Genomic DNA, 18,492 nt, shown 5'->3' with positions numbered 1-18,492 from the left:
TTTGTGATATAATAAGGTATACAAAACTTTAAGGAGGGATAATTATGAAATTTTCAAAGCCTCTCTCCTATCTTTTGTCCTTTTTCTATCCCAGCCGCTGTCCCTTCTGCGGAAATGTGTCACAGCCCCTTGTAACCTGCTGCGATAACTGTCGGCATAAAATAAAAATTCAGACGGGAAAGTATTTTATAGGAAACCGATGGCTTTGCACATCACCATTTAGATATAGCGGTCTACCGAAACAGGCAGTGCTAAAACTAAAATTCAACAGCTGCGGACAGATTTCCTGGGCTATGGGGAAATATATGACCGACGCCATAAAGGAAAGCTTTTCGGATTACAGCTTTGACGTGGTGACCTTTGTCCCCATGCACAGAAAAAGAAAGAGGAAATCCCTTTACAACCATTCAAAGCTTTTGGCTTCCTCAATAGCCAAAAATCTGTCACTTCCTATGAAAAATCTTTTGATAAAGACAGAATACAACAAACCCCAGCACAAGCTCAACAGGGACGAAAGAATAAAAACTATAAAAAACACATTTCGTGCCGACAGCAAATCACTGGATTTTATCAAGGGCAAAACCATACTGCTGTGCGACGATGTTTTAACCACCGGCTCAACCCTCAGCGAGTGCTGCAAAGTTTTAGAAAAAGCCGGAGCCAAGGACGTGTTCTGCGTCGCTTTTGCAAAGGCTTAATAATATGGAGGTTCAAATGAAATTACATACAACTATAGACATAAACTCTTTAAGAGAGGTAAAAAAACACATTTTAAGCAGGAAATTAAAAACAACATGTATTGTTTTCGCCATTGTATTTTTTATATTGGCTTTGATTCTTTTTGCAGTTAAGGTATATTTTCAGGCTGCAATAATACTTGTTATCGCATTTGTTTTATTTTTCGAGATAATATTCTTTGAAAACCTTCTTGTAAAAAAGAATTTAAAGAATATAAGGGAGCTTTACGGCACTGAAAAGGTGGATGGAACCGTGGAATTTTTAGACGACAAAATGATTGTTGCAAATTCAGCAACCAACGGAACCCTCCCTATAAATTATCAGATAATTTCAAGAGTTGTGGAAACTTCAAATTATTTTACTATGTTTACAAAACAGAATTCCATGATAATAATAGATAAATCCTCTATGAGCAAAGATGAAACCGCCGATTTTTTAAACATAGTAAATACAAAAATGATGAAAGCAAAGTATGTAAAAGGCAAATAATATTTATAGTCTTAAAAATCTTAAAACCGCCTGTAGGTATGGCTGTTCCTACAGGCGGTTTTTGTGTGCATTATTTCAAATTTAAAAAAGTGGGATAGAAGTCTGTTTTAATGTTATAAGTTAAAATGTTATCCGTTTACTTTATGATAAATTCATCAAGCTTTCCGAGAACCTCATCAAGCACCGCTTTATCATCGCAGTGAATAACAAGTGCAAGATCGTTTTTCAGGTCAAGGCTGAAAATACCGATCATGGATTTAGCATCTATTATATAACGTCCCGATGTCAAATCGAAATCAAATTCATATTGTGAAATTGTGTTGACAAACTTTTTAACTTCTTCAACCCCGTAAAGTTTAATGCCTACTTTAAGCATAGTAATTTTTTCTCCTTATAAAATCAGCTTTGCATAATGTTTCAGAAGTCATATTTATCAAGTCAAGATACATCAGGAACGGACTTTGGTAATGTGCATTTCTATAGGGCTGTAATCTCCTGAGGTTTTAGGAACAAGCACTCCGCCGCTCATAAGAGCCTTGCCGGTGTATGTTTCACTGCCGTTGTTGATTACATATTCTGCGTTTTCATCAAGGCCTCTCGGCTTTATAAGATATCTCACAAAATTCGGTTTTGTGAAAAATACCATTCCGTGAATAAGAGCTTCGGATTTATCCTCTGAAACAAATTCCCATGCGGCGTATTCATCCTTCATAGGATTGCTCAGTCTGTAGTATTCACCGTTGTGGATAAGAGGCTGATATTCTTTGAAACGCTTTATTTGATTTTTAACACTTTCCTTTTCCTCAGAGCTGAGTGTATTCAAATCCAGCTCATAACCGAAGCTTCCTGCCATAGCGGTAACCGCTCTGGTTTCAATAGGAGTAATTCTTCCGGTCTGGTGGTTAGGCACTGTAGACACGTGAGAACCCACTGCAGAAATCGGATAGAAAAAGGATGTGCCGTACTGTATTTTTGTTCTTTCATAAGCATCAGTATCGTCGCTGCACCAAATCTGCGGGCAATAATAGAGCATACCTGCGTCAAATCGTCCGCCGCCTCCGCAGCAGCCTTCAAACAACACATCAGGGAATGAAGAGGTAAGTCTTTCAAGGAGAGAATAAACACCTAAAACATATCTGTGAGGCATTTCCCCCATATTCTCAGAATTAAGACCATAGCTGAACCAATCCGAAATACTGCGGTTCATATCCCATTTCACATAGGATATATCGGCAGATTTCAAAACATTGCTTACAGCTTCGTATATATAATCCTGAACATCTTTTCTCGACATATCAAGTACAAGCTGACAACGACTTCTTACAGGCGCTCTGTCAGGAATTTTAATAGCCCAGTCCGAGTGATTTCTGTAAAGGTCGCTGTCCTCTGAAACCATCTCAGGTTCAAACCAAAGACCGAATTTCATTCCCATGGCTTTTACCTTATCAACAAACTTTTTCAAAGAACCGCTGAGTTTTTCCTCGTTTACAAACCAATCACCAAGTCCGGCTGTTTCGCCGTTTCTTTGTCCGAACCAGCCATCGTCAAGAACGAACATATCAACTCCAAGCTCAGAAGCCTGCTTGGCTATATTATATAGTATCTCTTCGTTAAAGTCAAAGTAAGTGGCTTCCCAGTTATTTATAAGAACCGGACGTGACTCAAGCTTATACTTGCCTCTGCATACGTTGTTTCTGATAAACTTATGGAAGCAGTGGGAGAGCTTTTCAAATCCCTGTGAGCTGTAGCTTAAAAACGCCTCAGGAGTGCAGAAGCTCTCCCCTGCTTTAAGATTCCATTTAAACATTTCAGGATTTATTCCCATGACCATTCTCACCTGGTCGAGCTGGTCAAGCTGAACTCTCGCTTTAAAGCTTCCGCTGTACATAAGCATTGCCCCTATACAGCTTCCTGAAATTTCCGTGCAATCAGCTGAACAAAGTACTATTGCGGGGTTTTGCTGGTGGCTTGAAGCACCTCGATTGCTGGAGCTTTCCTGAATACCGTGTATAAGTGACGCACGCTCAAGCTGTCTTTCCATTGCGTGTCTTCCCTGGAAGTGTACCCACTGCCAGTTTCCGAAAGGAATATCAAGACAAACGCTTGAAGCATTTTTGAGATATACACTGTTATCTCCTTTGTTGGTGATAACTGCGCTTCTTGTTATAATATCGGTATTTTCAAAAACTCCGTATTTCAGCACAACCTCTATTTTTGAAACCTTGTCCTCCAAAGTTATCTCAAGGGTTTCTGCTTCATTGTTATTATCATAGGATGCCGGAAGTTCCGGGATAGAATACTTTCCCTTTTTAACGTCCCAGCCTTTAAACCTCAAGTCAACCGAGCTGTCGCCATCCTTGTTGAGTACGGACAATGAAGAAATTCTGTAATCACCCGTACCCTCGCAGGAATATTCCTGAGGCAATGTATCAAGTGAATAGGTCTGTTTCGGAACCTGACATAATTACAAGAGGAGTCATAACATCGTTCCATGTTCCCAAAGCAGTCAAAACAGCAACTGTTGCGTGCATAGGCTTCATCATTGGGAAGATGATTGTCCAGTATGTTCTCCATGTAGAAGAGCCGTCAACCTCGGCAGCCTTTTCAATGGCAAGAGGTATATTTTTAAGATAACCGGTATAGAGCATAACATTCATAGGCATGTAGAATACCACGTAAAGAATAATTACACCGAACATGTTGTCAATTCCCATAATAGCTGTCTCTTTAACAAGTGGCATCATAAGAATTGCAAAAGGAACAAACATACCGCTTACTATATAGAAATAAACGAGCTTGAAACCCTTGTGGCGCATCATGCATTTGCCGATTGCATAACCTGCCATGGAGTGGATAACCAGTGAAAGAACTATTGTAACACTGGTGATGATAAGGCTGTTTGCCAGAGAGTGCCAGAAATCTGTAACTCTCATAGCCTCTGCAAAAAGGAAGTGTATACACGCTGTCCTCAGGGATAAACTCAAGGGATTTTTCGATTTCCATATATGCCGGCTTTATATCGTTTATGCCCTCAAAATCGGAAATATCCATGAAAAGGTCAGCGTCTAAGAAGTTTGAATAGTTGATATCTCCGCCAATACCAACAATGTCAGGATAATCTTCCTTAATCAAACGTGTTTTCAGAACAGTCATAGCCTCGTTTGGAGATTCGATTCTCAGCTCGATATCGTCATGAGTTGCATTGAATCGTTCCTCAATTTCTTCAAAAGCCGCAACCGCCTCCGGCTTGTACTGAAGCATTGTGATGACCGTCTTTCCGTTTTCACCTCCTTGTGAAGAGCAGCCTGCCACAGCAAAACTTGTTGTTATCAGCGCCGCAATCAATGCCAAAACAGCGAATTTTCGTTTAAACATAACATTTCCTCCTTTTTCACATGTTTTTTTACGACTATTCATTGTTTTCTTGCTGTGTATACATTATATCATCCATTTTGCTATCATTGAATACCATGAATCATGATGTTTTATATCATTTTGCGATTTTTGTCCCTGCATTTTAAAATAATATCGCATTTTGGTATATTTCGTGATATAATATAAAAAACATCAACTTTTGTGGAGGGGTTTTAAATGAGTGGTCTAATTTTTTCTATTTTTCCTCTTGAAAATTTCATCGACCTGGGACTGTGTCAATTCGGCAGAGAGCAGTGTTCTCCCTCTCATTCTTTCGGCCCTGCCGCAAGAAACCACTTTCTTTTTCACTATGTTCTGTCAGGCGTCGGCACCTTAATGGCTCAGGACAGCGACGGAATTACACAGACGTATTCAATAAAAAGTATGCAGGGATTTATGATTTTCCCCGGTCAGATAACAACCTATATCGCCGACAACGAAATCCCCTGGGAATACCTGTGGCTGGAATTCGACGGTCTCCGTGTAAAGGGTATGCTTGAAGCCGCAGGAATCACTCAAAACTCACCTGTGTACCGTGCAAGAAAAAAAGAACTCCGTGACGACATGGTAAACGAAATGCAGTACATAATAGAACATACAGATTCCTCACCATTTCACATTATAGGACATCTCTATCTTTTTCTTGATTACCTTATCCGTTCTGCGGCTGATTTCCGAGTATCCAGCGGAAGCCAGCTGAGAGATTTCTATATTCACGAAGCCATACACTATGTAGAACACAACTATCAAAACAATATAAGTGTAGAGGATATCGCCGCTGTGTGCGGACTTAACAGAAGCTATTTCGGAAAAATTTTTAAGCTGGGCATCGGCAAAACACCTCAGGAATTTTTGCTGAACTACCGAATGTCAAAAGCCGCCGAGCTTTTAAAGCTAACCCAGCTTTCCATAAACGATATAGGAATAGCCGTAGGTTATGACAACTCCCTCCACTTCTCAAGGGCATTTAAAAACATATACGGAATTTCCCCAAGAGAATGGAGAAATCAGAATAAAATGAAATAAGTAAAATCCACCTTTAGAGCAGCTCTAAGGTGGATTTTCTCATTTAATCACTTTTAATTACTCAAAGAACCTACCTTTGAAGAAATTTTCGTTTCCCAATTTCTTTGCGGTAAGACGGAACATAACACATCCGTCAGGACATACAATATCCTTGCAGTATTCACCGCTTCCGCCTATGTTCGTAAGGTCTCCGCCGCTTCTTACCGCCTCCATAATTGGATAAAGCATCATCATGGTTTTTGAACAAATTCCATAGCCGTCCTTATTGACAGGACATCCATATGTGCAGGTGTACTTGTCCCCTATCTCTTCACCGTTGCGGCAATAATGTTCAGTCCTTTCACCACGTAGAAAGCCTGTCACTTCAATTTCAAATTCATATTCTTCATCGTACCACTTTTTCATAGCTAACCTCCGGTTTTAATAACACTTTCTCAACATTCTGTAATAGGAAACATCGCCGCTGTCCGCCTTGGTAACAGTCTCCAGCATACCGTTTTTGATAAACTCTTCTATTCTCAGGGCAATAAGACCGTCCCCTATACCAAAGGCGTATTCACCCAAAACATTTCCGATAACCTTAGCCTCCATAAACTCCTTTTCCTGAGCATCAATTTCTTTAATAATAAAGTCATCATAAAAGTTTTCTGAAACACTGACAAGCTGATGATTAACTACAGCTCTCAGTACAGAATTTTCCTTTTGTAGCTTCTGCCACCTTAAAGAAAATCCATACATATAATCAGCAGGAAGCTTTTTCCCAAACTTAGCCAAATGTCCCCACTGATGAGGAGAAACCTCTCCCCAACTTGAATATACAGCAACAGTGCCGTCAGGCATAACATGAAAATCAGGAAGCTTTACACAGGTGATATCCAGATTGTCAAATCCCACCGGCTTTAGCTGTTCTATCATCCAGCAAATACCACAGACCTCGTCAGGCGTATCGCTTGTCCAAACACGGATCTCTTCTCCCTTTTCGGCACAGGAAATAAGCTCTTTTAAGTTTTTCTCAGAGCTCTTTATCATCTCCTGTGAAGCTCCTTTTACCTCCTCCGGATAAATGCTAAAAAGCTCGTTTAGAGCCTCTTCCCTTTGCTTACCAATTCCGTTCTCATCAATACTGCCAAAGCTGAGAGCCAGCGGAAAACAAAGAATATCTCTTCGCTTTATGTTGAGAGGAACAGCGCTCTCCCAGTTTAACCGTTCTTTTTCTTCCTGTTCTCTAATTATCTTTTCTATTTTCTCCTGATTTGGAAAGCCGTCCTGCTCGTCTGCAATTATAGCAGTGCTGACGCCGCCCATATGTTTGTTATTGATAGCAGCAAACCCAAGGCTTCCCCCTGCGCTCTCGCTAAATACAACCTCGACCATAAAAATCACCTTTATTACCTGTACACAAAATCGATAAAACGAATCAAATTATAATATGATTTTATCATATTTAATTTTAGGCTTCAATAGACAAAATGTATTCATAAAAACAAAAAAGATGCTGTCTGTAATATTCAGACAACATCTTCTTTACGATTATTGATAAATAATTATTGAGCTTCCGTCGTAGGCTGTTATTTCTATATTCATATCTGAACTATAATTTTCTGTCAACAGCGTTAGCTCATAGCCGGTTTCTGTTTCTATCATATCGTATTCTTCACCGTCTAATGTAACCCAAACATATTGGAATACATCGTCTGTATCCCAGAAAATTCTTGTAAGCTCCTCCTTGTTTTCAACATATATATCTTCAGTATCTAATACCTGCCAATCTTCGGACAAACCCCAAGACTCTATTTCAGAAATTGTCGGATTCATATCCAGTTCCATCATCTTATCATACTCAAAATAAATATCTGAAAAAGTGTACTCCGCCATTTCAAAAATTACGCAGTCAGGTTTAAAGATATTAAAGTAATAATCCAAATCAAAAACATTCTGATAGTCGTGTACGTATACATATTCACCAAAGGCATTTTCCAGATACTTATAGCCGTAATTATTCATATAGCTGCCCTGGAAAACAAGAGCGCTGGGGGAACCCTCTTGGATTTTCTCGGGGTTTTCATAATATCCAAAAGTTTGATAAGATGGGTCCATTTCAATTTCGTCTTTAAACAGTTCAGTATTATTTATCAGCTTATCTAAGTCTATTTCAATTTCAGGAACCAGTTCATCTATAGGAAACTGTGAAACAGGCAATGATGTTTGAAGCACTTCCGAAACGGTAAAGTCCTCAATATCATTTAACTCTATTTCCGGAAAATCCTCCTGTAACTCCTGTAAAATTGCATTTGTTCCGCAATATGCACCCAAATCATTCCAGTGGTTTGCGTCATACTTTTGATTAAAAACAACCTCTCCCTCTTCTGTTTTTTCTCTAAGGGTTACGGTGTTGTCTAAGTATCTTATGCCACGCTCATCCAAAGCATCAAAAAATTCATCCAGCCATGAGCGGTCGTAATTTATTCCGCTTGGAATGTATTCTGTCAGTACGGCAGGTTTAGCAGGATTTAAAACAAAAAGGAAAGGTATATCTCTCGCTTCGCAATACTCCTGAAGATCCTCTATCATATCGGCAAAAGCCTCATGGTAAAGATAATATCCGTCCTCTACAGTGGAAAGACCCTGTCCGAATACATAACCGTCCTTGCCGTAGGTGTAATTAGGATGCACCATCTTTCCGAATAACTTATCGTTTAACACCGTATAAGCAAGTATCATTTCGTCACGAAGTCCGATTCTATCATTTACATAGCTTTCCACAGCCGCTGTAAATTCATCACTGTCTTCATAGGGACCCTGTGAAAAAGGATTTTCCGCCAACATTCTATTGTCAATAACAGAAGCCGTATTTGGTGTAAAATTAAAAGTAACGGCAGGAACAAGTATAATAAGAGAAAAAATAATTGCTGTTAAAATCTTTATTAACTTCATCGGCGTCTCCTTTACAATCAGTACTGAAAATAAATAAACGGACTATATGTGGAATTCACCATAAATAAAATCGCAACAACAAAAACAGCAAGCAATGCCATCTCCTGAATCAAATATCCGGTTTTTGTAGAAACTGCTTTATTATACCATGCAATTATTTTTGGAGAGCCCAGCAAGGTTGAGCCTAAAATTCCTATTACAGCAAAGGAAATAATCTGGGTATCGAAGTAGTACATCCAGTTATAGGAAAGGGTATCCGCCGGAACATTTCCAAACAATGCGTTAAATACCATTCCGATATCTGCAAAATCCTGGAATTTAAACAACTGCCAAAACATCAGTACAACTATCATAGTTATTATATATTTAATAGCCTTAGGCGTTTTGATATAGAATTTCTTTTTCTGAATCACTCGTTCTGTTACGGCAAATGCAGCGTTTATTCCTCCCCAAAGTATATAGTTCCAGCCTGCGCCATGCCAAATGCCGGTAAGAGCAAAAACAACTGCTAAATTGCGCAGTGTTCTCCACTGTCCTCTGCGGCTTCCTCCCATTGGAATATACACGTATTCTCTAAACCATGTACCCAAGGAAATATGCCAGCGTCTCCAAAATTCTGAAATTGAAGTGGAACGATAAGGGAAGTTAAAGTTTTCTTTAAACTCAAAACCAAAGATTTTAGCAATACCTATTGCAATATCGGAGTATCCGGAAAAATCGTAATAAATTTGAAGCATATATAAAATCAAAGTACCGAAAGCGGTAATTTGATCCATTTTATCTATAGGAATTTCGTTTAAACATGCCCCGAAAGAATCAGCTAAAATAACCTTTTTAGCAAATCCTATCATAATTCTATTTAACCCGTCTGTGCTTAAATTTAAGGACATAGCTCTGGTTTTAATTTGTCCCTGAAAATCTTTCCACAAAACAATAGGGCCGGAAATAACCTTAGGGAAAAAGGATATATACAGCAAGCAGTCAATAAGACTTCCTGATGTCGCATGTCCTCGATAAATATCGGTAAAATATGAAATCGCCGAAAATGTGATAAACGATATGCCGATAGGAGCAACCAAAGAGTTTACAAGCACATAGCTTCCGGACATCATATTCCAGCAATCCACAAGGAAAGTCATATAGTTAAAATAAACCAAATTGAATATTACAAATAAAACTGCAATTACCAAAGGAATTATACCTAAGGAAATACTTTTTCTAAGATTTACTTTTTTCGTTTTTATTGCTTGAATCAGGAATCCAAATAAATAAACAATTAAAATATACAACAGCAATCTAAACAGGTCATTAAAGGATGACCACATATAAAATCCTAAACTAAAAACAATAATAATTATATCCTTTACACGCAACTTTTCAAATATCCAACTAATACTTTTTATAGCAGAAATTCTGTCTATAATAATATAGGGCAATAAACATATCGGAAAAAATACAAATAAAAATATTTGCGTAGTAAACCCCATAATTTTGCTCCTCATCTAATAATTCCTGTAATTTTACGGTGATTACCAGTTTATCACAGAAAAATCACTTTGTAAATAACAATTGTCATAACTATTGTTTTATTTGTGTTTTAGATTTTAAGCTTAAAAAGCAATATAACATAACTATAAAATATAAATATATTCAAAAAATCAAACTTAATATTTCAAATTTTATTATCGATACTTTTAATTAGCCACTAAGAATTTTACAATATATAATTTTTTCATACATAAAATTCATCAATTCTCTGTAAAACGCTTATTTAACTGTACTTTAAATTTAATCTTTAATTTTTATATCATATTTTATTTTACTTATCTTTTATTATAATTATTCCAAATAAAAAGGATGCTATTAACATCACAGTTAATAACATCCTTTTACCTTTAAATATTAACTTTTATTTAATATTATTCCCATTCAATAGTAGCTGTTGGCTTCGGTGAGAGGTCGTAGCATACTCTGTTTACGTTCTTTACTTCCTTCAAAATTCTGTCTGTAATCTTGTGGAGAATAGGCCAGTCCAGCTCTTCTATTGTTGCGCTCATTGCGTCAACTGTGTTTACGGCTCTGATGATAACCGGATAGTCAAAGCATCTTGCGTTATCTCTTACACCTACTGACTTAAAGTCAGGAACAATTGTAAAATACTGCCATACCTTCTTGTCAAGGCCAGCCTTTTCAAATTCTTCTCTCAAAATTGCGTCTGACTCTCTAACAGCCTCAAGACGTTCTCTTGTGATAGCTCCAAGGCATCTTACGCCAAGTCCCGGGCCTGGGAATGGCTGACGATAAACCATATTGTGTGGAAGTCCAAGCTCAACGCCGCAGGCACGAACCTCGTCCTTAAAGAGCTGCTTCAATGGCTCTACAAGCTCAAACTTCAAATCCTCCGGCAAACCTCCAACATTGTGGTGGGATTTAACAGCCTTAACTGTCTTAGTTCCGCTTTCGATGATATCAGGATAGATTGTACCCTGTCCCAAGAAGTCGATATCGGAAAGCTTTCTTGCCTCTTCCTCAAAAACTCTGATGAACTCTGCACCGATAATCTTTCTCTTCTGCTCAGGGTCAGCAACGTTTTCAAGCTTTGTTAAAAATCTTTCAGTTGCATCAACATAGATGAGGTTTGCTTTCATCTGGTCTTTAAATACTGAAACAACGCTTTCAGACTCGTTCTTTCTCATAAGTCCGTGGTTTACATGAACGCAAACCAGATTATTGCCTATAGCCTTTATAAGCAAAGCGGCAACAACAGAGCTGTCAACGCCGCCGGAAAGTGCAAGCAATACCTTTTTATCGCCAACCTGACGTCTGATAAGCTCAACCTGGTCGTCGATAAAGTTTTTCATATTCCAATTCTTAGCTGCTCCGCAGATATCGAATACAAAATCCTTAAGAATTTTCTGATACTCTGCTTCGTCCTCAGGCCACTTATCAAGCTTTGAACAGTCTGCTTTGATGTGGTCAACTGCCAGGAAAGGTACATCTACTGAATAAATCTCTTTGTTTACATCAATAGCTACGCCGTCAACTACATTGTTTACACCGCCGTTGATGATAACGCCTTTAACATTTGGAAGGGCTTTAAGCTCTGCCGCTGTGATATCGTGCGGATAAATCTCGCTGTAAACACCGAGAGCACGGATATCACGTGCAAGGTTTGTGTTTTTTGTGCTGCCCAAATCCAAAATAACAATCATGTCCTGCTTCATTTTTTCCTCCTGCTGATTTTAAAATTTAAAATTTCAGCTATTTTTAGCTTCCTGCTTCTTTTTCAGCTCTCTTTCTGCCTGAGGTAATCTCAGATAAACAGGCATAAGCTCCTTTGAGCTTATTGTTTTACCCTCAAGTGCCTGAATTTCTGCGGCAAAAGCAACAGCCGAAGCATTTTGAAATCTTACATTAAATGGAGCAAGCTGTGCGCACACCGGCGTCTGCGCCATGGCCTTATTGCAAAGTTCCGCTCCGTCGCCTACAAGTATAATATTTTCATGGACGTTTTCCAGTTCCTTTATAAGGTCGTCAATGGAAATCGCCCTGTCCGGACAAAGTCTTATAACCTTGCCGTTTTCCACACGAAACAAACCATTATAAACCTGATTGCACCTTGCATCCATAACAGAGCATACAATGCCGTTGTGATAAAGGTGGCAATATGCCATAGCCTCAAGGGTTGAAACAGGCACGCATTTTTTCTCTGCGCCGTAAGCCATTCCCTTAATTGCCGCAATTCCGATTCTTATTCCTGTAAATGAGCCGGGGCCTGCGGAAACCGCCAAAACATCAACATCCTCAAGCTTGGTTTCACAGCAGTTTAAAAGTGACTCAACCATAGGCATAATGGTCTGACTGTGGGTAAGTTTTGTGTTTATAAAAAATTCGCCTATAATTTTTTGGTTTTCAACCAGCGCCGCAGATGCAGGCGACGCCGATGTATCAATTGCAAGAACTTTCAAGAAAGTCCTCCCCTTCTATGGTAAAAATTCTTGAGTTTTCCGTGCTTCCCTCTTGGATTTTTATTCTAATGCAATCCTCAGGAAGAACGGCTTCAATATTTTCGCTCCATTCAATAATAAGCACACCGTTTTCAAGATAGTCAAAAAATCCGATAGAATACAGGTCATCCCAGCCATCAATACGGTACATATCAAAGTGATAAATTTTAAATCTGCCTCTGTATTCGTTTACAATGGCGAATGTAGGGCTTGAAACACAGTCCCCGCATCCGGCGCCCTTGGCAATTCCTCTTGTCAAAGCGGTTTTTCCCATTCCCAAACCGCCGTAAAGAGCAATTACCTCAGTGCCTTTAAGCTTTTTTCCTATCTCTTCTCCGATTCGTTCAGTTTCGCATATATTTTTAGATGTGAATTTTGTCATATCAGAATAATCCTGTTATTGTACCGTCGTCGTTTAAATCTATTTTCTCTGCGGCAGGAACCTTAGGAAGTCCGGGCATAGTCATAATATCCCCTGTAAATACAACCACAAAGCCTGCGCCGTTTGAAAGTCTTACGTCTCTTACAGTGATTGTAAAGTCCTTAGGAGCGCCCAAAAGTGCAGGGTTATCTGAAAGGCTGTACTGTGTCTTTGCTACGCATATAGGAAGCTCAGAACCTCCGAGACTTTCAACCTCTTTTATCGCCTTTTCTGCGGCAGTTGTGTAAACAACCTCCTTAGCTCCGTAAATCTTCTGTGCAACAGTCAGGATTTTCTCCTTTAAGGAAATGTCAAGAGGATAGATAACAGAGAAATCTGATGGCTTCTCAACAGCTTCGCAAACCTTCTTTGCAAGCTCTACGCCGCCTTCTCCGCCTTTTTCAAATACCTCTGAAAGTGCAAAGTCTGCGCCCTTGGAAATGCAGTATTCCTCAATAAATTTAAGCTCTTCCTCACTGTCGGTGCCGAACTTGTTAATTGCAACTACAACAGGAACGCCGTATTTTCTCATGTTGTCAATATGTACGCCAAGGTTTACAATACCGGCTTTCAAAGCCTCCATGTTTTCCTCGCCTACCATTGCCTTTGGCACGCCGCCGTTGTACTTGAGAGCACGGCATGTGGCAACAACAACTATTGCAGATGGCTTAAGGCCTGCATATCTGCACTTAATATCCAGGAATTTCTCTGCGCCCAAGTCAGAACCGAAGCCTGCCTCTGTGATGCAGTAATCACCAAGCTTCATTGCAAGCTTTGTAGCTCTTACAGAGTTGCATCCGTGGGCAATATTTGCAAATGGGCCGCCGTGCATGATAGCCGGAGTTCCCTCAAGAGTCTGAACAAGGTTAGGCTTAATAGCGTCCTTCAAAAGCACGGTCATAGCTCCGTCAGCTTTCAAATCCTTTGCATAAACCGGAGTTCCGTCATATTTATAGGCAACTAAAATATTACCAAGACGCTTTTTAAGGTCTTTAATATCGTTGGCAAGACAAAGAATTGCCATAACCTCGGAAGCAACGGTAATGATAAATCCGTCCTCACGTGGGATACCGTTTACTTTTCCGCCAAGACCTACAACCACATTTCTCAAAGCACGGTCGTTCATGTCAAGGCATCTCTTTATGAGAATTCTTCTCTGGTCAATGCCCAAAGCGTTGCCCTGCTGCATGTGGTTGTCAAGCATTGCACAAAGCAGGTTGTTAGCCGCTGTGATTGCGTGCATATCGCCTGTAAAGTGCAGGTTAATGTCCTCCATAGGAAGTACCTGAGCATAACCGCCGCCGGCAGCTCCGCCCTTAATTCCGAACACAGGGCCAAGTGACGGCTCTCTCAAAGCGATAACGGCATTTTTTCCTATTTTAGCCATAGCCTGTCCAAGACCTGCTGTGGTTGTGGTTTTTCCCTCGCCAGCCGGTGTTGGATTGATAGCTGTAACAAGGATAAGTTTACCGTCCGGCTTATCCTTCAATCTCTCAAAAAGTTCATCATTGAGTTTTGCCTTAAAACGACCGTAAGGCTCAAGTTCTTCTTCTGTAATACCCAGATTTTTTGCGATTTCCGCAATCGGAACAAGTTTTGCTCTGGTTGCAATTTCAATATCTGTAAGCATCTACAATACACCTCCGAAAAAATTATACTACTTGGTATTATTTTATCATATAAGCACTGTTTTAACAAGAGTCATTTCATGCATATTCCACATTACAAATGGAAAGATTTGATAAAATCATGTATTTTTTAGAACAAATCCTTTTTTATAATTCCCAAGCTGTCGCCTAATCTGCCTCTGGAAAGCAAATATGACTTTGCGTTTCTCTGCAAAGATGTGTTTTCTGTATATTCGCATGCATTGTCCTTTATGTTTCCGAAAATTCGTTTCTCGCTCTCTCTGCTTTCGTAATTTGTTTCAATTATGCTGAAAAGGCTTTGAAATTTAAGAATATTTGAATTTTCATCCAAAACATTTTTAAGGTCGGGACATAAAAGCCATGAACAGCACAAATACGGAATATCCTTTCCGAAAACCTCTAACGCCCATTTCAAAGATTTTTCACAAGCTTCAAAACTTAGCTTTTCACCCTGTGGTATATGGACGTTTATAACCCTATCGCCTTTTTTGATATTTTCCGTTTCAATGACTTTTGGAGATTCTGCCTTTTCAAACTGAAGCCTGCCAAGGCGAAACAGAGTTAAGTCTATGTGTCGGTAAAGCCAGCGGTATTCCTGCAATCCGTACTCACCAAACTGATTAAAGCAGTTCATGCACCAGATTGAAATATCAGAAAAAGTATCCCAGTAAACCTGCTCCGGTATATTTTTCTCAATATATTTTTCAAAATCCTCCGCCGCCAGCCTGCAATAGCAGTACAAAAACAGCAGGCGGAAATTTTCTTTGCCCTCTAAAACAGAGAAAAACTTTTCCCTGGCCTCAAAATAAAGCTTTTTATAAAGGGAATATTCTTCCTCTGTAACAGACAGCTTTCTAAGCTCTTCAAAGGCGGCTTTTTCAAGGCTTATTCCCCTGCAAAAATTTTCCAAAGTCATATTTTCACTTCCCTATGATTTTTCTTTAATTATAACATCAAAGCACATAATAAGAAAAGGCGGCAAATAACAATTCTGCCGCCTTTACAAATATTAAATTAAAACAGACTGCTTTTTATTCGGTTCACAGCGCCCTTTTCAATCCTGCTGACCTGAGCCTGAGAAATTCCGATTTCCTTTGCCACCTCTGTCTGTGTTTTTCCTTTAAAGAACCGCAAACCTAAAATTCTCTTTTCCCTTTCGGAAAGATTTTTCATGGCTTCTTTCATTGATATTTCGTCAAGCCATGATGTATCGTCGTTTTTGTCACCTATTTGGTCCATAACATAAACCGTGTCCGCTCCGTCGTTAAACACCGGCTCGTAAAGGGAAACAGGCTCTACAATGGCTTCCAAAGCCAAAACCACATTTTCCTTGGGAATATTCAGTTCCTTTGCGATCTCCTCCACTGTAGGCTCCCTGTTGTTTTTAAGTGTAAGCTTTTCTTTAACCTGCATAGCGTGGTAAGCCGTGTCACGGACAGAGCGTGAAACCCTTATACAGTTGTAATCCCTGAGATGTCTTCTAAGCTCGCCTATAATCATTGGAACACCGTATGTTGAAAACCTTACGTCCAAAGTGGGGTCAAAATTATCAATAGCCTTTATAAGCCCTATAACGCCAACCTGAAATAAATCGTCGGCATTTTCCCCACGGTTTGCAAATCTCTGTATAACCGACAAAACAAGACGCAGATTTCCGTTTATCAGCTTTTCCCTTGCCGCCTTGGCCTCTTTTTTCGAGCCTGTTTTCATAATTTTCAAAAGCTCGAGCTTTTCACTTTCCTTTAAAACTTTAAGAGAAGAGGTGTTAACCCCGCAAATTTCAACCTTGTTGTACTGCAAAATTACAGCCCCTTTGCATCAATACTTTAATCTTAGTATTGACACAACGGGGCTTTTCATTCTGATTTTTTATTAAATTAAACCGACATATGCGTATCGTAAAGTTGTTAACAATCCATTGAAAAATTCGCCAGGCAAAAAGAAACACAAATATCTCCGTCGAAAAATATATAAAAATCTCCCAGCTTGTGTTCTATATGCTCCATATCTTCCCTTTTAAGATAAAATGATTTTTCAGCTTTACAGATTGAAGCTGTTATCTCCGGCAAAGCTTCAAAGGAAATATTTTTCATACCGAAGGACAATCCCTTTCCCAATGCTTTTACATAGCTTTCTTTCAGCGTCCACAGCATCCACCGGGCGGCTTTTTGTTCCTCTTCAGGCAATGAGGAAAGATACTTTATTTCCTCATCGGTGCAGATTCTTTTAATCACTCTTTTGGGAAAATCTCTTATCTCCTCAACATCCGCTCCGCATATTTTATCACTTATCATAACTGCGCAGTGTTCACCGCTGTGAGAAATATTAAAGTTATACTCCGGCTTATCAGAAAAAAATGGTTTTCCTGTTTCGGTTTTCTCAATTAAAAACTTCTCAGGCTCAGGTTCTGCATAAAACTCCCTCAAGCCCTTATAAAGCAGTTCCATACCTTTAGAATGTTGTGTTTTTCTCTTTTCACCATCAGCAATGCTGAATTTACCTATTAAAAAACAATCCACCAAATCACCCCGGCAATTTCTTTCCCTTTACTCTTTCCCAGTACTGCTTATATGCCTGCTCATTTTTGTTGTCGCCGAACTTATAGTAGACTCTATTTTTCAGCACATCGGGCAGATACTGCTGTTCCACATAGTGGTTTTCAAAGTCATGGGCGTATTTATAAAACTGTCCCTTGTTCTGATTATCCTCACCGTCGTAATGCATATTTTGAAGCTGACGTGGTATAGGCCCTATATTTCCCGCCCTTATATCCGCTATTGCTCCGTTTATTCCCATGTAAGCGGAATTTGATTTAGGCGCAGTGCTCACAAGCACAACGGCGTCAGCAAGGGGTATTCTCGCCTCCGGCAAACCCAGCTTCATAGCCATATCGGTGCAGGCATTTACAATAGGAATAATCTGAGGATAGGCAAGTCCCACATCCTCGGCGGCGCACACCATAAGTCTGCGGCAGGCACTTATAAGGTCGCCGGCCTCCAAAAGTCTTGCAAGATAATGCAAAGCGGCGTCGGGGTCGGAACCTCTCATACTCTTCTGATAAGCGGAAACTATGTCGTAATGTTCATCACCGTCACGGTCGTACTTCATTGCACTTTTCTGGGAAAGCTCTGCGGCGTCCTCGGGTTTTATATGCAGAACTCCCTCCGCAAGCTCTGCGGAAGCAAAGCAAAGCTCCACACTGTTCATGGCTTTTCGCACATCACCGCCGCAGGACCTTGAAATTATCTCCGCCGCCTCATCGGGAAAATCCACGGGATATTCGGACTCCTCCGATAAAATTTTAGCCGCACGCAAAACAGCCTTTTTTATTTCATCTTTTTCCACCGACTTAAATTCAAAAACCGTACAGCGGCTTAAAATAGCGTTATAAACATAAAAATACGGATTTTCAGTGGTAGAGGCGATAAGTGTTATACGTCCGTTTTCTATGTATTCCAGCAATGTCTGCTGTTGCTTTTTATTAAAATACTGAATTTCGTCAAGATACAGCAAAATTCCCTTTACTCCTGAGAAAGTGTCAAGCTGAGCAAAAATCTCCTTTATATCGGCTGTTGACGCAGTTGTACCGTTTAATTTTTTCAAGGTTCTGTCGGTCTTTTTGGCGATATAGGTGGCAAGGGTTGTTTTTCCCACACCTGACGGGCCGTAAAAAATCAGGTTTGGAATTTTGCCGCTTTCGATTATTTTTCTCAAAGGCTTACCAGGAGCTAAAAGATGTTTTTGTCCCACAATATCATCAAGGCTCTGAGGGCGAAGCCTGTCGGCAAGCGGAGTTGACATTTTTATCACCTCT

General features: G+C 39.7%; 19 protein-coding genes. 3 read left to right on the top strand and 16 right to left on the bottom strand.

The genetic code is table 11. The features are described 5' to 3' along the window. Positions 1-44: 44 nt before the first annotated feature. Together CGICJO_RS06100 and CGICJO_RS06095 are read left to right on the top strand one after the other, a co-directional pair. Positions 45-698 carry a ComF family protein gene (locus CGICJO_RS06100; protein WP_486498226.1) on the top strand — a complete coding sequence of 218 codons (654 nt, stop codon included), beginning with the start codon at positions 45-47 and terminating at the stop codon, positions 696-698. A gap of 16 nt (positions 699-714) precedes the next feature. Next, positions 715-1,227 carry a YcxB family protein gene (locus CGICJO_RS06095; RefSeq protein ID WP_486498225.1) on the top strand — a complete coding sequence of 171 codons (513 nt, stop codon included), beginning with the start codon at positions 715-717 and terminating at the stop codon, positions 1,225-1,227. A 136-nt stretch (positions 1,228-1,363) separates the two neighbouring features. Here CGICJO_RS06095 and CGICJO_RS06090 read toward each other — a convergent pair whose 3' ends face one another. From CGICJO_RS06090 to CGICJO_RS06075, 4 genes are all read right to left on the bottom strand, one after another. Further along, positions 1,364-1,603 (bottom strand): HPr family phosphocarrier protein, encoded by a 240-nt coding sequence (locus CGICJO_RS06090; RefSeq protein WP_486498224.1) that lies wholly within the window; start codon positions 1,601-1,603, stop codon positions 1,364-1,366. Positions 1,604-1,675: 72 nt separating this feature from the next. Further along, positions 1,676-3,652, bottom strand: coding sequence for an alpha-galactosidase (locus CGICJO_RS06085; protein WP_486498223.1), 1,977 nt, complete (start codon positions 3,650-3,652; stop codon positions 1,676-1,678). Between the two features lie 4 nt (positions 3,653-3,656). Further along, positions 3,657-4,043: an ABC transporter permease subunit gene (locus tag CGICJO_RS06080; RefSeq protein ID WP_486500000.1), complete on the bottom strand. Its 387-nt coding sequence runs from the start codon at positions 4,041-4,043 to the stop codon at positions 3,657-3,659. Next, positions 3,955-4,602, bottom strand: a complete 648-nt coding sequence (locus CGICJO_RS06075; RefSeq protein WP_486498222.1) for a hypothetical protein — start codon at positions 4,600-4,602, stop codon at positions 3,955-3,957. The genes CGICJO_RS06080 and CGICJO_RS06075 overlap by 89 nt, the downstream gene beginning before the upstream one ends. Positions 4,603-4,818: 216 nt before the next feature. Between CGICJO_RS06075 and CGICJO_RS06070 the strand changes: the two genes are divergently transcribed. After that, on the top strand, positions 4,819-5,667 hold the full coding sequence (locus CGICJO_RS06070) for an AraC family transcriptional regulator (protein WP_486498221.1): 849 nt from the start codon (positions 4,819-4,821) through the stop codon (positions 5,665-5,667). A gap of 57 nt (positions 5,668-5,724) precedes the next feature. Here the strand turns inward: CGICJO_RS06070 and CGICJO_RS06065 are convergent, their stop codons facing one another. The 12 genes from CGICJO_RS06065 to CGICJO_RS06010 all read right to left on the bottom strand — a co-directional run bounded on the left by CGICJO_RS06065 (position 5,725) and on the right by CGICJO_RS06010 (position 18,479). After that, on the bottom strand, positions 5,725-6,072 hold the full coding sequence (locus CGICJO_RS06065) for a TIGR04076 family protein (RefSeq protein ID WP_087379279.1): 348 nt from the start codon (positions 6,070-6,072) through the stop codon (positions 5,725-5,727). Between the two features lie 15 nt (positions 6,073-6,087). After that, the gene (locus tag CGICJO_RS06060; protein ID WP_486498220.1) at positions 6,088-7,041 is read right to left on the bottom strand and encodes a DUF3658 domain-containing protein; all 954 of its coding nucleotides are present in this window, start codon (positions 7,039-7,041) and stop codon (positions 6,088-6,090) included. A gap of 156 nt (positions 7,042-7,197) precedes the next feature. Then, positions 7,198-8,601 carry an alginate O-acetyltransferase AlgX-related protein gene (locus CGICJO_RS06055; RefSeq protein WP_486498219.1) on the bottom strand — a complete coding sequence of 468 codons (1,404 nt, stop codon included), beginning with the start codon at positions 8,599-8,601 and terminating at the stop codon, positions 7,198-7,200. A 17-nt stretch (positions 8,602-8,618) separates the two neighbouring features. Further along, entirely contained in the window at positions 8,619-9,926 is a 1,308-nt protein-coding gene (locus tag CGICJO_RS06050; RefSeq protein WP_486499999.1) for an MBOAT family O-acyltransferase, read from the bottom strand. A gap of 594 nt (positions 9,927-10,520) precedes the next feature. Then, positions 10,521-11,825, bottom strand: a complete 1,305-nt coding sequence (guaA, locus tag CGICJO_RS06045) for a glutamine-hydrolyzing GMP synthase (protein WP_087379268.1) — start codon at positions 11,823-11,825, stop codon at positions 10,521-10,523. 33 nt (positions 11,826-11,858) lie between these two features. Next, complete coding sequence (gene tsaB / locus CGICJO_RS06040; protein ID WP_087379265.1) at positions 11,859-12,569, bottom strand: tRNA (adenosine(37)-N6)-threonylcarbamoyltransferase complex dimerization subunit type 1 TsaB; 711 nt, start codon at positions 12,567-12,569, stop codon at positions 11,859-11,861. After that, positions 12,550-12,990, bottom strand: a complete 441-nt coding sequence (gene tsaE, locus CGICJO_RS06035; RefSeq protein ID WP_486498218.1) for a tRNA (adenosine(37)-N6)-threonylcarbamoyltransferase complex ATPase subunit type 1 TsaE — start codon at positions 12,988-12,990, stop codon at positions 12,550-12,552. The genes tsaB and tsaE overlap by 20 nt, the downstream gene beginning before the upstream one ends. A 1-nt stretch (position 12,991) precedes the next feature. Further along, the gene (locus CGICJO_RS06030; RefSeq protein ID WP_486498217.1) at positions 12,992-14,659 is read right to left on the bottom strand and encodes a formate--tetrahydrofolate ligase; all 1,668 of its coding nucleotides are present in this window, start codon (positions 14,657-14,659) and stop codon (positions 12,992-12,994) included. Between the two features lie 128 nt (positions 14,660-14,787). Next, positions 14,788-15,594, bottom strand: coding sequence for an acyltransferase domain-containing protein (locus CGICJO_RS06025; RefSeq protein ID WP_486498216.1), 807 nt, complete (start codon positions 15,592-15,594; stop codon positions 14,788-14,790). A gap of 98 nt (positions 15,595-15,692) precedes the next feature. Further along, on the bottom strand, positions 15,693-16,478 hold the full coding sequence (sigG, locus tag CGICJO_RS06020) for an RNA polymerase sporulation sigma factor SigG (protein ID WP_486498215.1): 786 nt from the start codon (positions 16,476-16,478) through the stop codon (positions 15,693-15,695). Between the two features lie 107 nt (positions 16,479-16,585). Beyond that, positions 16,586-17,197, bottom strand: a complete 612-nt coding sequence (locus CGICJO_RS06015; RefSeq protein WP_486498214.1) for a 4'-phosphopantetheinyl transferase family protein — start codon at positions 17,195-17,197, stop codon at positions 16,586-16,588. Positions 17,198-17,201: 4 nt separating this feature from the next. Beyond that, positions 17,202-18,479, bottom strand: coding sequence for a replication-associated recombination protein A (locus tag CGICJO_RS06010; protein WP_486498213.1), 1,278 nt, complete (start codon positions 18,477-18,479; stop codon positions 17,202-17,204). Positions 18,480-18,492: the final 13 nt, after the last annotated feature.

Source organism: Candidatus Limousia pullorum, from assembly GCF_057405065.1.
This window is presented reverse-complemented; position numbering and strand designations above follow the sequence as displayed.

Excerpts from the sequence above, each read along its gene's own strand:
- CGICJO_RS06100 (WP_486498226.1), top strand. The coding sequence starts at position 45 with ATGAAATTTTCAAAGCCTCTCTCCTATCTTTTGTCCTTTTTCTATCCC.
- CGICJO_RS06095 (WP_486498225.1), top strand. The coding sequence starts at position 715 with ATGAAATTACATACAACTATAGACATAAACTCTTTAAGAGAGGTAAAA.
- CGICJO_RS06090 (WP_486498224.1), bottom strand. The coding sequence starts at position 1,603 with ATGCTTAAAGTAGGCATTAAACTTTACGGGGTTGAAGAAGTTAAAAAG.
- CGICJO_RS06080 (WP_486500000.1), bottom strand. The coding sequence starts at position 4,043 with ATGCGCCACAAGGGTTTCAAGCTCGTTTATTTCTATATAGTAAGCGGT.
- CGICJO_RS06075 (WP_486498222.1), bottom strand. The coding sequence starts at position 4,602 with ATGTTTAAACGAAAATTCGCTGTTTTGGCATTGATTGCGGCGCTGATA.
- CGICJO_RS06070 (WP_486498221.1), top strand. The coding sequence starts at position 4,819 with ATGAGTGGTCTAATTTTTTCTATTTTTCCTCTTGAAAATTTCATCGAC.
- CGICJO_RS06065 (WP_087379279.1), bottom strand. The coding sequence starts at position 6,072 with ATGAAAAAGTGGTACGATGAAGAATATGAATTTGAAATTGAAGTGACA.
- CGICJO_RS06060 (WP_486498220.1), bottom strand. The coding sequence starts at position 7,041 with ATGGTCGAGGTTGTATTTAGCGAGAGCGCAGGGGGAAGCCTTGGGTTT.
- CGICJO_RS06055 (WP_486498219.1), bottom strand. The coding sequence starts at position 8,601 with ATGAAGTTAATAAAGATTTTAACAGCAATTATTTTTTCTCTTATTATA.
- CGICJO_RS06050 (WP_486499999.1), bottom strand. The coding sequence starts at position 9,926 with ATGTGGTCATCCTTTAATGACCTGTTTAGATTGCTGTTGTATATTTTA.
- guaA (WP_087379268.1), bottom strand. The coding sequence starts at position 11,825 with ATGAAGCAGGACATGATTGTTATTTTGGATTTGGGCAGCACAAAAAAC.
- tsaE (WP_486498218.1), bottom strand. The coding sequence starts at position 12,990 with ATGACAAAATTCACATCTAAAAATATATGCGAAACTGAACGAATCGGA.
- CGICJO_RS06030 (WP_486498217.1), bottom strand. The coding sequence starts at position 14,659 with ATGCTTACAGATATTGAAATTGCAACCAGAGCAAAACTTGTTCCGATT.
- CGICJO_RS06025 (WP_486498216.1), bottom strand. The coding sequence starts at position 15,594 with ATGACTTTGGAAAATTTTTGCAGGGGAATAAGCCTTGAAAAAGCCGCC.
- CGICJO_RS06010 (WP_486498213.1), bottom strand. The coding sequence starts at position 18,479 with ATGTCAACTCCGCTTGCCGACAGGCTTCGCCCTCAGAGCCTTGATGAT.